This is a genomic window from Deltaproteobacteria bacterium, from assembly GCA_026129095.1.
Classification (GTDB): Bacteria; JAGRBM01; JAGRBM01; order JAGRBM01; family JAHCIT01; genus JAHCIT01.
Genome location: JAHCIT010000008.1, coordinates 1 through 13,119, shown reverse-complemented (window position 1 = coordinate 13,119; position 13,119 = coordinate 1). Strand labels below are relative to the sequence as shown.

Here is a 13,119-nt window from a genome sequence, read left to right as displayed (position 1 = left end):
CAGAGATCATGGCTGCACAGAAAATGGAACATCCCTGGCGGAAAAGGCGGGTTGGCGTACTGATGGGCGGCCTGTCCAGCGAACGCGACGTTTCCTTCCGGTCGGGGAAGGCCGTGGCGAAGGCTCTGAAAGGGCTTGGCTACCAGGTGACGGAGATCGATGCCGGGCGCGATCTCGCGCAGGTGCTGGTGAGGAACCGGATTGATGTGGTGTTCAACGCCCTCCACGGCAAATACGGCGAGGACGGCTGCGTCCAGGGGCTTCTGGAGATCGTCGGCGTCCCCTATACCGGCCCCGGTGTGGCGGCTTCGGCGATGAGCATGGACAAGTCGGCCGCCAAGAAGATCTTCCGGGCGGCGGGGCTCACCGAGGCGCCGTTCGTCGAGCTGGAGCGCCGCCAGTTCCCCGCGCCGGCGGCGTTCAGGAGCTTTGAGAGCCCGTTCGGGCTTCCCGTGGTCGTCAAGCCCAATGACGAGGGCTCGTCGGTGGGCGTCTCGGTCGTGAAGACGCGGGCGAAACTCGCCCCGGCACTGGCCGCGGCGTTCAGGTACAGCAGCAAGGTGCTGGTCGAGCAGTACGTGAAAGGCCGCGAGATCGCCGTCGCCGTGCTGGGCGAGCGGGCGCTCGGGACTGTCGAGATCCGCACCCGCCGCGAGTTCTACGACTACAAGGCCAAGTACACCAGGGGCGAGACGAAATACCTTGTCCCGGCACCGCTGGACCCGGTCGTGGAGCACCGCCTGTCGGCTGACGCCATCGTGGCCAGCAAGGTGATCGCCTGCGAGGGGGTTTCCCGGGTTGATTTCATCGTCACCGACACGTTCGAGAACTACGTGCTGGAAGTGAACACGCTGCCGGGCCTCACGGAGCTGTCGCTGGTGCCGAAGATCGCCGCGCAGGCGGGTATTCCGTTCCCTGTTCTCTGCGAGCAGATACTGGACCTCGCCTCGCTCAAGCTCGATTCCGGGCAGGAAGGAACACGCCGCTGATGGGCCGGACGATGATACTCCGCCGCCCGGCGAACCGCCGGAAAACGGCCGCCGACGGCCACTCCCCCCTGCTCCGGGCAGGGGTGGGACTTGCCGTGGTCGTGCTTGCCGCCGGTGCGTTTGTTGCGGGCGGCTATGCGATCTGGCGCGGTGTCAGCGAAAGCCCCCACTTCAACGTCCAGCAGGTGATCGTACTCCACAACCGGCGGGCATCGGCCGACGAGGTGACGGCGCTGCTTGGCATCGAGCCCGGACAGAACCTGTTCAAGCTCGACCTGGAATCCCTGAAGAGTGACGTGGAACTGCATCCCTGGGTGGCGAGCGCCCGGGTCTACCGGCGCCTTCCGTCCACGCTGGTCGCCGACGTGGTGGAGCACGTGCCTGCCGCCGTGCTCCAGAGCGGCGGGCTTTATTACGTCTCGGACGACGGCGTCGTGTTCAAGGCGATCCGGCCAGAGGAAAGCGTGGACTATCCGGTGATTACCGGCATCGACATCACGGCCGTCCGCGCCGGCGACAGACGCTCGCTGGGCGCGCTCCGCGATCTCGTCGCGTTCCTCCAGATGGTCGCGCACGGCGGCATGCCGTCCGTTGACGATCTCGACGAACTGAACTGGGACGCCGAAAAAGGCCTCACGGTGTATTCGGCCGCCCGGATACCGGTGGTCCAGCTCGGAACGGCCGGATGGGACATCCGCTGGAAGCAGCTCCAGGCGATCCTCCTCGACATCGAGGAACGGCAGCTCGACGTATCGACCGTTGATTTCCGCTCGCAGCGGATGGCCGTCCTGAGGATGCAGCCGGTTCCCCATCCGCCGAAATCCGCCCAGCGGCGCGGAGCGCAGCCGGACGCTGGTGCGGGGCGGCCGGGAGCGGCGCCGGGAGTAACGCCGGGCACGGCCCCGTCACCCGATGGCGGCGGAGCAGGCAAGAGTCTGGAAATCTGAAAAGACAACGAAGTGAAGGGCGACACGGAGACGCTGGAACTACAGCAGGGCAACAGAGGAGACAGTCATGGCAAGAAGGGATGAGATCCTGGCGGGACTCGACATCGGCACCACGAAGGTGTGCTGCGTGGTGGCCGAGGTCCGGGACAACGAGCTGGAAGTGATCGGCGTCGGGAGTGCGCCCTCGCGGGGCCTCTCGCGGGGCGTGGTCGTCAACATCGAGAACACCGTCGAGGCGATCAAACACGCCCTCTACGAGGTGGAAACCATGTCGGGAGTGAAGGTGGAGTCGGTCTACGCCGGCATCGCCGGCTCCCACATCAAGGGGTTCAATTCGACGGGCCTCATTGCCGTCAAGAACGGCGAGGTCCGGGACGTGGACATCCAGCGTGTCGTCGAAGCGGCCCGCGCCGTGCCGCTCCCGGCGGACCGGGAGATCGTCCACATTCTCCCGCAGGACTTCATCGTGGACGACCAGGACAACGTGCGCGACCCGCTGGGGATGAGCGCCGTGCGGCTGGAGGCGAAGGTCCACATGGTCACGGGGCTGGCCTCCAGTGTGCAGAACATCATGAAAAGCTGCCACCGGTCCGGGCTCCATGTCTCCGACATCGTGCTGACGCAGATCGCCTCTGCCGAATCGGTCCTGACGCCGGACGAAAAGGAACTGGGCGTGGCCCTGTTCGACATTGGCGGCGGCACCTGCGACATCGCCATCTACGTGAACGGCGCGATCCGCCACACGGCGGTGGTGCCGATCGCCGGCACGCACATCACCAAGGACGTCGCCCAGGGCATGCGGACGCCGCTCCAGGAGGCCGAGAAGGTGAAGCTCCAGCACGGCTGCGCGCGCGCCCTCATGGTTGGGGACGACGAGATGATCGAGGTGTCGGGCGTCGGCGGCCGTCCGCCCCGGCGGGTGGAACGCCGCACACTGGCGCAGATCATCGAGCCGCGTGTGGACGAGCTCTTCACCCTGATCGACAGCGAGCTGATCCGCTCGGGCTTCAAGAACCTGCTGGCGGCGGGTGTCGTCATCACGGGGGGCACGGCCTCGCTGCCCGGCATCGCCGATCTTGCCGAGCAGATACTCGACCTGCCGGCGCGGGTGGGCGAGCCGGCGGGCGTCGGGGGGCTGGTGGACATGGTCCACGATCCCCGGTTCGCCACGCCGATCGGGCTTGTGCTCTATGGCAGCAAGTACCGCAATTTCGGGGCGCGCAACCGTGCCAGTGGCGACGGATTCTTCTCGCGGATCTCGCGGGGAATGAAGGAGACGTTTGCCGAGTTCTTCTGATCTCATTTGTCCGTGCGGGGCTGGGGAGTTCCGGCGCGGATGGCGGGTATTACCGAGGGCGGGCAGGGGACGGCGCCCAGCAGACCAAGCCGGACCGTGGAGTAAAGTGCGATGAAGGAAAAGTTCAATTTCGAGGACGAAGAGACGGCGGGCAACCTGAGTCTCGATTTCCCGCATCCGGCCGAGGAGGCCGGCACCCTGGAGGATTCCGGGGACGAGTTCGAGGAGGTCGAGGTGATCGAGGATGTCACGGGACCGATGGCGGTGGCCGCTTCCCCGGCATCTGGGGCGGCGCCAGTGGAGCCGAAATCTCCGCCCGCTCCGGCACGGTCATTCCAGTTCGAGGACACCGAGCCGCAGGCCGGACACATGGTGAAGATCAAGGTGATCGGCGTGGGCGGCGCAGGCTGCAACGCCCTCAACTCGATGGTGGCGGGCGGCAACATCCACTGTGTTGATTTCATTTCTGCCAATACCGACCTCCAGGCGCTCGAACGCTCGCTGGCCAAGGTGCGGGTCCAGATCGGGCGTGACTGCACGCGGGGCCTCGGGGCCGGTGCGCGCCCGGACGTGGGACGCCAGGCGGCCCTTGAGGACCGCGAGCGGCTCCGGGCCTCCATCGAAGGCGCCGACATGGTGTTCGTCACCGCCGGCATGGGGGGCGGGACCGGCACCGGCGCGGCGCCGGTGATCGCCCAGATTGCCCGCGAGTGCGGCGCGCTCACCGTGGGCGTGGTCACCCGGCCGTTCCCGTTCGAGGGCAAGCCCCGTGCGCGGCACGCCGAGGCGGGCATCGCCGAACTGAGACAGTCGGTGGACGCACTCGTCACAATTCCGAACTCGCGCCTCCTGGCGCTGGCCGGAATGAAGATGACCATGAAGAGCGCCTTCCAGAAGGCCGACGAGGTGCTCGGCCAGGCGGTCAAGGGAATCGCGGACATCGTGACCGAGAGCGGTCTGGTGAACGTAGACTTCGCCGACGTCCGGACGATCATGCAGGGCGCGGGCCTGGCGCTCATGGGAACCGGAATGGCCAAGGGCGAGGACCGGGCGGTTGAGGCGGCGCGCATGGCCGTCAATTCGCCGCTGCTGGACGAGGTTTCGATCCACGGCGCGACGGGAGTCCTGATCAACGTCACCGGCTCGTCCGACTTCGCGCTGTCGGAGCTGGACGAAGTGACCTCGCTCATCCAGAAGGCCGCCCACGACGAGGCGAACATCATCGTTGGCACGGTGATCGACGACTCGATGGGCGAATGGGTGCGCGTGACGGTGGTGGCGACGGGTTTCGTGACGGCAGCGCAGCCGCAGCCGGAAGTGACCGGCCGGCAGGCCATCACGGCGCCCATACCGGCCGTGGACCGCAGCCAGCGTGTCTATGCCGCCTCGCAGAGCTGGAACGGCGTAAATCCCGGCGCGACGGTGATGACCACGCCGCCCCCGCCACCCTCGATCCGGCTCACCATGCCCAACGGCGAGATGACCCGGGTGACGCCGAACCCGAGGGAGTCGCTGGCCGCGCAGGACGATACGGCCCGCGATCTCGATTCGACCCAGACGCGGGTGGCTCCGGCCGCCGGCACGTCCCAGCCTCCGCCCGCCCGGCGGCGGTTCACGGGACCGTCGATCGACATGGCGAACCTCGACGTTCCCGCCTTCCTCCGGAAGAACGGGAACCTGAGGGACTAGAAAAGATCCTGGAGCCCTGGCGGCAGACTCCTGAAAAGGAGAGGCCGCCGGGGCAGGCCGGGCTTCCGGCCTACTTCAGGGATTTGGCGGCCGTCTCGATCCGGTCGAGCCCCTTGGTGATCTGCTCCATTGACGTGGCGTAGGAAAGCCGCATGAACCCCTCGGCGCCGAATGGCGCGCCGGGCACGACGGCGACGTTGTGCTCCTCGATCAGCCAGGCGGCCACGCCCATCGAATCGGTGAGCGTCTTGCCCGACGGGGTCTTCTTGCCAAGCAGCCCGGAGATGTTCGGGAAGGCGTAGAAGGCCCCCTTCGGCGTGAAGCACGAGATGCCGGGAATCCGGTTCAGCCGCTCGACGATATAGCGGCGGCGCCTGTCGAACTCCGCCACCCAGGCGGTGAGGAACGAATGGTCGCCGCTGAGGCCGGCGACCGAGGCCGCCTGTGCGATCGACGTGGGGTTCGAGGTGGACTGACCCTGGATCGTGTCCATGGCGGAGGTCAGGTCTTTTGGCGCGGCGGTGAAGCCGATCCGCCACCCGGTCATGGAATAGGCCTTGCTCATGCCGTTGCAGACGATGGTGCGGGCCTTCCATGCGGGCGAGATCGTCGCGATGGAAAAGAACCTCATCCCGTCATAGGTGAGCTTCTCGTAGATGTCGTCCGACACGATCCAGATGTCCGGGTGCTTTTCGAGCACCGCTGCCAGGGCGCGGATATGCTCCTCGCTGTACATGCCGCCAGTCGGGTTCGATGGCGAGTTGAGGATGAAGATCTTCGTCCTTGGCGTGATGGCCGCTTCCAGTTCCGCCGGGGTCATGCAGAAGCCGTTCGACTCCTTCGTGGGCACGCAGACCGGCGTTCCGCCGCAGAAGGCGACCATCTCCGGGTAACTCACCCAGTACGGGGCGGGGATGATGACCTCGTCGCCTTCCTCCACCAGTGCCATGAAGATGTTGAACAGCGAGTGCTTGCCGCCCACCGAGATCAGGATTTCGGCCGGCGTGTAGTCGAGGCCGTAGTCCCGCCTGAACTTGGCGCAGACGGTTTCCTTCAGTTCCTTCGTGCCGCCGACCGGGGTGTATTTGGTCTGCCCCTTGTCGAGCGCGGTCTTGGCTGCCTGCTTGATGTGGTCGGGCGTGTCGAAATCGGGCTCGCCAGCGCCAAACCCCACCACGTCGATCCCCTTGGCCTTCAGCTCGTTCGCCTTGGCCGTGATGGCCAGCGTGGCCGAGGGCTGGATGCGGGCGTTGCGGGAGGCGAGCTTGAGCTTCATGGAGGGGCTTTCTTCCGCCGCGGCCGGTATCCTGGAGCCGTCTGCCGCCGGGGAAGCAGTCCCCTAGCCGGTGCCGCCAGCGGCGGCAAGAACGGAAGCAGCGGGCGCGGGGGCGGGCGTCAGGATTTCCGGAGCTTGTCGCGGAGCAGCTTCTCGACACCGGCGGGAATCATGCCGTGGGTGTCGCCGCCCAGCATGATGATCTCCTTGATGAGCGTGCTGGACAGGTGCGAATAGCGGCTCTCGGTCACCATGAACAGGGTTTCGATCTCCGGCCGCATCTGCTTGTTGCTGAGGGCCATCTGGAATTCGTACTCGAAGTCGGAGAACGACCGCACGCCCCGGATGATGACCGTCGCGCCCTGCTTGTGCATGTAGTCCACGAGAAGGCCCTCGAAGAGGTCCACCTCCACGTTGGGCAGGTGCTTCACCAGCCCGCGGAGCAGATCGACCCGTTCGGCGGGCGCGAAGACCGCCTTCTTGGAGGTGTTGTTGGCGATCGTGATGATGAGCTTCTCGGCGACGCCCGCCGCCCGTTCGATCACGTTCAGGTGGCCGTTGGTGGGCGGATCAAAGGTGCCGGCGTAGACCGCTGTCTTCAAGGATGCTTCCCTTCCCCGTCAGCCCGGTACCGGTACACCCGGACTCGCGTGTCGCCCCAGGCATGCTCCGAAACCGGTTCGAGCCGGGTCCACCGCCTGTCCGGGTCCGGCCCGTTGCGGGCCGAATGCTCGATGACGGCGATGGAACCGGGCGGAATGCTAACCGGTGAGTCGAGCAAGGCAAGGAGGGCGTCGTAATCGGTCTCGGCATAGGGCGGATCGGCGAAGATGAGCCACGGCGCGGCTCCCGGTTCCGGCTGTTTTGCCTGGCCCGCTTCCTGAAGCCGCTTCAGGTAATGGGCGGTCCGGTACCGTTCCAGGTCCACGCGGCCTGTCACGCCGAGCGAGCGGGCATTGGTACGGATCGTCTCCTGCGCCTCCCGGTCCGCCTCCACCAGCACGGCCCTCGGCACGCCACGGGAAAGCGCCTCGAAGGCGAGCGCGCCCGAACCGGCAAAAAGGTCCAGCGCCAGAGCGAAACTGCCGAACGGCATATCCTGCCGGGAGAGCAGGCTCGCCAGAATGTTGAAGATCGACTCCCGCACCCGGTCGGACGTGGGGCGCGTGCCCGCACCCTCGGGGGCCTTCACGGCGCGGGACTTCAGCTCGCCGGCGATGATCCGCATACGGACGGGGAGAGTAGGGCAGAAACCCCAAACTAACCACGTCCGTTTCGCGGTCAATCCCGCTGTTTCCGGTTTCTGGGTTTCAGGGTGCGGTTTTCCCTGAAAAAACATTCACGCAAAAACTCCCTTGACAACTGTTCCGGCGGACACAGATCAGTGGCCGAGCCGCACGGTTGCGGCTGCCCCAGGTCCATCGGCAGGAAATGCAGCGGAGGGCCGGGCGCACTACAGGCATCAAGAAGGAGAAACATCATGCTTGTCCGTTCACCACTTGTTCCCGCAGCATTCCGCAGTCCGTGGGCCGACTTCGACCGGCTTTTCAGCGATTTCCCGTCGGCCGCGGTTTCGACGGCCGTGCCGGCCATTGACGCCGTGGAGACTGACGACGGCTACGTCCTGAAGCTGGACGTGCCGGGCGTCGCGCCGTCCGACATCGAGATCTCGGTCGAGGGCGACACGGTCTATGTCGCCGGCGAGCGCAAGGCCGAGAGCGAGGAGAAAAAGGAGAACTACGTCCGCCGCGAGCGCACCGTCGGCAAGTTCAGCCGCACCGTGACGCTCCCCTACCAGATCGACAACGACAAGGTGGCGGCGAAGGTCAGGGACGGCGTGCTGGAGCTCAGGCTCCCGAAGCGCGACGCCGACAAGCCGAAGCGGATCAGCGTCAGGCCCGCGTGAATACCGCATCCGGCGGAAAGCAGCGCCCGAATCTCCCGGTCCCCTTCTCCGTGCAAGGAGAGGGGGACGGGCTTTTCTGCCGCTGGGCATCCCTGGGACAGGGCGTTTTTCTGTCCGTCCGCGATCTCCTAGACTGTGAGGCTGGATGAGCATCTGGCAGCGACACACCGATCCCGCCCATATCGAGGAGATCTACGAGGAGGTGCCCGGCCATCTGGCGCACCTGCACGGGACGAAGATCGTGCAGGTTTCCGATCTGCACATCGGCCGCTACCACCGGGCAGACCAGTGGGCGGCGCACATCGGCCGGATCAACGCCCTCAGGCCCGATCTCGTCGTCATCACCGGCGACGCGATGGACTGGCCCCGCCGGTACGAGCCCGACTACATCGAGCCGTTCGGCCTGCTGAACCCCCGCGTGGCGGTGCTGGCGATCCTGGGTAACCACGACTTCTATTTCGGCCCGAACCGGCTGACGAAGGTGTATCGCGAGAACACCCACGCGGTGCTGCTGCGCGGCGAGCGGTGGGAATCGGACGCCCTGCCGGGGCTCACCGTCTGGGGGATTGACGACCCCATGACGCCGCTCTCGGCGCCGTCGGACTACCCCAAGCTCCAGGAGTGGGCGGCGAGGGGCATGGACCCTGCGCGCTATCACGTCCTGCTGTCGCACCGGCCGGATGCGTTTCCGCTGGCGGCGAAGCTCGGCTTCGACCTCCAGCTTTCCGGCCACACCCACGGCGGGCAGCTCTCGTTCGAACTTCCCAGCGGGCGGCGGGTGCATATCGCCAGCGTGCTCGGCCCCTACGACCGGGGCCGGTTCGCCCGGCGGCGCGAAATGGCGCCGCACCATGCGAGACTGTACGTGAACCGGGGGCTTGGCTACACGGCGGTTCCCTGGCGCCGGGACTGTGCCTCCGAGATCACGCTGATCCGGCTGGTCGCCCCGCTCAGCCAGGCGGCGTAAGGTCCACCACCAGCCCCGACGACACCCATTCGCCGAACCACGCGCCCACGGGCGGTTCCTTTTCATGCGTGGCGGCCGCCTCGATCGCCCCCCAGACGGTGCTTCCTGTCATGAGGGCCGACAGGGCCGCGAACTCGGCCGCCTCCAGCCTGCGGACGAGGCCGGAAAACCCCGACCGGAACACGACGCACCGTTCGGGGTTGTCCTCCACACGCACGCGGAACTCTTCGTCCGGAACGTCCCTCATTTCGCGGATCGTGGCGACGGGCCAGCGGGACTCCATAAGCCGCGTCGCGTTCTGGAAAACAAGGCGTGAGCCGCCCAGCCGGTCCGGGCTGGCGGACTGGAGCCGGCCGGGATCGAGCGGGGGCAGGGCGGAGGCATGGAACACCTGCATGCAGGCGGCGTCCAGTTCCGCGAGGTCCGGCAGGAAAGGCAGGTCCGCCGTGAGTGCGTCACCCTTGAGATAGTCCGGCAGGTGACGGCCCGCTTCTCCGAGGTTGTAGTGGGTGGAAGGATGCGCCCTCGCGTAGCGTCCGGCGAGACTCAGGAAGGACTGGTCGCCGCAGACGCGCCGGACGGAGGGATAGTTTTCGGCGAGGGCATCGAACATCCGGGCCGGGTAGCCGTCGGCATAAACGTCGAGCCGCCGGGCCGGGGTCCGTCCGGGCCTCGGAGCGAAGATTTCCGTCCAGTCTGCGCCACCCAGCCTTTCGCGGCAGGCGGCCGGATCGTTCTGGACGATCCCGGCCGCGTCCCTGGGCTCGGTGATGATCCAGTACAGAAACTCCTGGAGCTGGCGGAGTGTCGGCTGCGGTTTCATCGCCGTGTTGCCTCGCCAGCCGCCGGATTCAGGGATGCCAGCGCCCGGTCCGAAACCGTCCGGGCCCGCTCGCTTTCGGCGATGAGTACCGCCAGCGGCGGGATCTCCGCGTCCCGTTCGATCAGCGTGGGGATCTCGCGCCCCAGGTGAGCGACCGTCTGGCCGTACAGTTCCCAGACCGCATCGCAGACCGGGGCGCTGTGCGTGTCGAACAGGTAGGTGCCCATGTCCGTGTGGCCGGCGAGGTGAATCTGCCCGACGGCTTCGCCGGGGATGTTCCTCACGAACTCCAGCGGATCGAACCCGTGGTTGACCGAGTTGACGTGGATGTTGTTCACGTCGAGCAGGATGCCGCAGCCCGACCGCCGGACGATCTCGCCGAGGAACTCCCACTCCGGCATCTCCGACTGTTCGTACCAGATATAGGACGAGATGTTTTCCATCAGGATCTGGCGTCCCAGCCGTTCCTGGACCTCGATGAGCCGCCGGGCGACATGGGTGATGGCTTCTTCCGTGTGCGGGAGCGGCAGGAGGTCGTGGGTGATCCTGCCGCCCACGCCGGTCCAGCAGAGGTGGTCACTCACGATCACCGGGCCGATCCGCCCGATGAGGGCGGAGAGCCGGCCGAGGTAGGCTGGAGAAAGCGGATCGGTGCTGCCGATGGAGAGCCCCACGCCGTGCAGTGCCACCGGCCGGTCCCGGCGGACCTGTTCCAGGACCGCGAGCGGCCGCCCCTGCGTGTCCATGTAGTTCTCGCTGATGACCTCGAACCAGCCGATACGGCCGAGGCCGTCAGCGCGGCCGTCCAGCACGTCCTGGTAGTGCTCGGACCGGAGGCCGATGCCGAAGGCGTTGTTCATGGGTGGCGTGGCCCCGGCTGGATGCACGCCGCCAGCTACTTCTTCTTGGAATCCTTCTTGGATTCTTTCTTGTCGTCCTTGCCGCCGTCCTTTTCCCACGGCGGGGTGAGCGATCCGCCCTCGATCTTGAGGCACGTCTCCTTGTCAATGATGAGCCAGCCCTGGCCCTTGCAGGCGTTCTTGCCGTGGCAGGTGTGGTCCTTGCCGCCGCAAGCGCCCACGCCCTTGCACTTGTTGACCCCGTAGCAGCGGTCGGCGCCGCCCATCGCCTTCGCGGCGGAGCCCATCGCCCCGGTCATCATGCCGGCCAGCGCCGCGCCCAGTATCATTTTTTTCCTGTCCATGATCGCAGTTCCTTTCGGGAAAAAACTATCCGGCTGAGGGTTGCACGGGCCGGGCCGGATGGCCAGCGGGAAGTCACGACCGGTAATCCGCATTAATGCGGATATAACCCTCGGTGAAATCGCAGGTGTAGACCGAAGCCTTCGCCCTGCCGCTGGCCAGATCCACCACCACGTCGAACTCGCTCCCCTTCATGACGGCGGCCGCCGCCCTGTCGGTCTCGATGCTGGGCAGCACGCCCCGCTTCACCACCGGCACGCCGCCGATGGTGACGCTGAACTTCTCGCCGTTCAGCTTCACCCCGGCGCGGCCCGCCGCGGCGATGAGCCGCCCCCAATTGGGGTCGCCCCCGGCGAAGGCCGTCTTGCACAGTGGCGAGTTGGCGATGGTGAAGGCCGCCCGCCGGGCTTCGGGCTCGCTTCTCGCCCCGGTCACGGCGACGCGGATCAGCCGGGTCGCCCCCTCGCCGTCGGAGACGACCATCCGGGCGAGTGCCGTCATCACCTCGGCCAGCGCACCGGCAAACTTCCTGAAACCCGCCGAGCCGGGCGCGAGGTTTTCCGCCCCGGCCGCGCCGGAGGCCATGAGTATCGCCGTGTCGTTGGTCGAGGTGTCGCCGTCAATGGTGATGGCGTTGAACGAATCCCGCGTGGCGATGCCGAATGCCTGCCTGAGCGCGGTCTGGGGCACGACCGCATCGGTCACGGCGAAGGCAAGTAGGGTCGCCATGTTTGGCGCGATCATTCCCGCTCCCTTGGCGATTCCCTGCACGGTGACGGCCGTCCTGCCGGACTGGAACCCCGCTTCGGCGAACTTGGGCCGCGTGTCGGTGGTCATGATCGCCTTCGCCAGCGGCTCGATGGAACCAGGCTGGAGTGCATGGACGAGGGGCGGTACATTCTCGACGAGCTTTTCCACGCCGATCCGCTGGCCGATGATCCCGGTGGAGGCGGTGAGCACCTCCTCGGGGCGGCAGGCGATCGTCCGGGCGAGGGCGCGGGCCGTCTGCCGGGCGTCGGCGAGGCCCGGTTTTCCCGTGCAGGCGTTCGCCCGTCCGGCGTTGATGATGACGGCCCGGCTTTTCGGGGCTTTTTTCAGATGCTCCCGGCAGAGGAGGACCGGCGCCGCCGTGACCGCGTTCTGCGTGAACACGGCCGCCGTCGCCGCCGGACGATCGGCCACGATGAGGGCGAGGTCGGGCCTCCCCTTGTACCGGAGGCTGGCCTCGACCTGCGCGAACCGGAAACCCTTGACCGTGGATGGCATATGCGGAATCGCTCCTTAAGCAGTGGAAACGGCGTCCCGTTCAGTCCGCCGGAAGCGCGGTTGTAGCCGATTCCCCGGAGCGGCGGGAGTCCCCCAGGTTCCGTCTTGACCGGTCGGGCACCCGTCATTACATGAACGCCGCCCGGCGGTTTCCTTCAAGGAGCCGGGCAGGAGCCCGTTTCCCATGCCGATCTATGAATATGTTTGCGCCAAGTGCGGCCATGAGTGGGACGCGATCGAAAAAGTGTCGGCAAGGCCCCAGACCACGTGCCCCGAGTGCGGCAAGCGGTCGGCCAGCCGCAAGGTATCGGCTGCGGCCTTTCACCTGAAGGGGTCCGGCTGGTACGTGACCGACTACAAGAAGTCCGGCGGCGAGGCCAAGGCCGAAGGTTCCGACGGCAGCAAGGACGAGTCCGGGTCAAAAACAGACACAAAGGCCGAATCGAAGGCGGACGGCAAGGCCGATACCAAGGCAGACACGAAGGCCGAATCGAAGACCGGAAAGACGGAGGCAACGCCTTCCCGGTCATCCATCTCCGTCCCGGGCGCGAAACCGGCCGGGGCGTCGAAGGGGAAACCGGCGAAGTCCGGCCGGAAGAAGGGCCGGGCGGCCTGATCCGTCCGGGCTGGCCTCACCCGGTGCCGCCAGGGGCGGCGCGGCCCGCTCCGGCACACCGGAGAGGGCATCCCCTCTCCAGTTCCTGGAGAGGGGGCAGGGGGTGAGGCCACCACGGCTCACCACGGCTCACCACGGCTC

Annotated in this window: 14 protein-coding genes; 7 read left to right on the top strand and 7 right to left on the bottom strand. The window is 66.8% G+C overall.

Features of this window, described 5'->3' with window-relative positions; all coding sequences use genetic code 11:
* Positions 1-23: 23 nt before the first annotated feature.
* From KIT79_11865 to ftsZ, 4 genes are all read left to right on the top strand, one after another.
* Positions 24-989 carry a D-alanine--D-alanine ligase gene (locus tag KIT79_11865; GenBank protein MCW5829998.1) on the top strand — a complete coding sequence of 322 codons (966 nt, stop codon included), beginning with the start codon at positions 24-26 and terminating at the stop codon, positions 987-989.
* Positions 989-1,936 (top strand): FtsQ-type POTRA domain-containing protein, encoded by a 948-nt coding sequence (locus KIT79_11860; protein ID MCW5829997.1) that lies wholly within the window; start codon positions 989-991, stop codon positions 1,934-1,936. The genes KIT79_11865 and KIT79_11860 overlap by 1 nt, the downstream gene beginning before the upstream one ends.
* A gap of 67 nt (positions 1,937-2,003) precedes the next feature.
* Positions 2,004-3,233, top strand: a complete 1,230-nt coding sequence (gene ftsA / locus KIT79_11855) for a cell division protein FtsA (GenBank protein MCW5829996.1) — start codon at positions 2,004-2,006, stop codon at positions 3,231-3,233.
* 369 nt (positions 3,234-3,602) lie between these two features.
* Positions 3,603-4,922, top strand: a complete 1,320-nt coding sequence (gene ftsZ, locus KIT79_11850; GenBank protein MCW5829995.1) for a cell division protein FtsZ — start codon at positions 3,603-3,605, stop codon at positions 4,920-4,922.
* 70 nt (positions 4,923-4,992) lie between these two features.
* Here the strand turns inward: ftsZ and KIT79_11845 are convergent, their stop codons facing one another.
* From KIT79_11845 to KIT79_11835, 3 genes are all read right to left on the bottom strand, one after another.
* Positions 4,993-6,198 (bottom strand): pyridoxal phosphate-dependent aminotransferase, encoded by a 1,206-nt coding sequence (locus KIT79_11845; protein MCW5829994.1) that lies wholly within the window; start codon positions 6,196-6,198, stop codon positions 4,993-4,995.
* 119 nt (positions 6,199-6,317) lie between these two features.
* Positions 6,318-6,800, bottom strand: a complete 483-nt coding sequence (coaD, locus tag KIT79_11840; protein MCW5829993.1) for a pantetheine-phosphate adenylyltransferase — start codon at positions 6,798-6,800, stop codon at positions 6,318-6,320.
* Positions 6,797-7,426, bottom strand: coding sequence for an RsmD family RNA methyltransferase (locus KIT79_11835; GenBank protein ID MCW5829992.1), 630 nt, complete (start codon positions 7,424-7,426; stop codon positions 6,797-6,799). Before KIT79_11835 ends, coaD begins: the two co-directional genes overlap by 4 nt.
* A gap of 252 nt (positions 7,427-7,678) precedes the next feature.
* Between KIT79_11835 and KIT79_11830 the strand changes: the two genes are divergently transcribed.
* Both KIT79_11830 and KIT79_11825 read left to right on the top strand, forming a co-directional pair.
* A complete protein-coding gene (locus KIT79_11830) occupies positions 7,679-8,104 on the top strand; it encodes an Hsp20/alpha crystallin family protein (GenBank protein ID MCW5829991.1) in 426 nt (141 codons plus the stop codon).
* 145 nt (positions 8,105-8,249) lie between these two features.
* A complete protein-coding gene (locus KIT79_11825; GenBank protein MCW5829990.1) occupies positions 8,250-9,071 on the top strand; it encodes a metallophosphoesterase in 822 nt (273 codons plus the stop codon).
* Here the strand turns inward: KIT79_11825 and KIT79_11820 are convergent.
* The 4 genes from KIT79_11820 to argJ all read right to left on the bottom strand — a co-directional run bounded on the left by KIT79_11820 (position 9,055) and on the right by argJ (position 12,362).
* A complete protein-coding gene (locus KIT79_11820; GenBank protein MCW5829989.1) occupies positions 9,055-9,894 on the bottom strand; it encodes a putative DNA-binding domain-containing protein in 840 nt (279 codons plus the stop codon). The genes KIT79_11825 and KIT79_11820 overlap by 17 nt on opposite strands.
* Positions 9,891-10,754 (bottom strand): DUF692 domain-containing protein, encoded by an 864-nt coding sequence (locus KIT79_11815; protein MCW5829988.1) that lies wholly within the window; start codon positions 10,752-10,754, stop codon positions 9,891-9,893. Before KIT79_11815 ends, KIT79_11820 begins: the two co-directional genes overlap by 4 nt.
* 35 nt (positions 10,755-10,789) lie before the next feature.
* Positions 10,790-11,098 (bottom strand): hypothetical protein, encoded by a 309-nt coding sequence (locus KIT79_11810; protein ID MCW5829987.1) that lies wholly within the window; start codon positions 11,096-11,098, stop codon positions 10,790-10,792.
* A gap of 73 nt (positions 11,099-11,171) precedes the next feature.
* On the bottom strand, positions 11,172-12,362 hold the full coding sequence (argJ, locus tag KIT79_11805; GenBank protein MCW5829986.1) for a bifunctional glutamate N-acetyltransferase/amino-acid acetyltransferase ArgJ: 1,191 nt from the start codon (positions 12,360-12,362) through the stop codon (positions 11,172-11,174).
* A gap of 184 nt (positions 12,363-12,546) precedes the next feature.
* Between argJ and KIT79_11800 the strand changes: the two genes are divergently transcribed.
* Positions 12,547-12,978: a zinc ribbon domain-containing protein gene (locus KIT79_11800; GenBank protein ID MCW5829985.1), complete on the top strand. Its 432-nt coding sequence runs from the start codon at positions 12,547-12,549 to the stop codon at positions 12,976-12,978.
* The last annotated feature ends 141 nt before the right edge of the window (positions 12,979-13,119 follow it).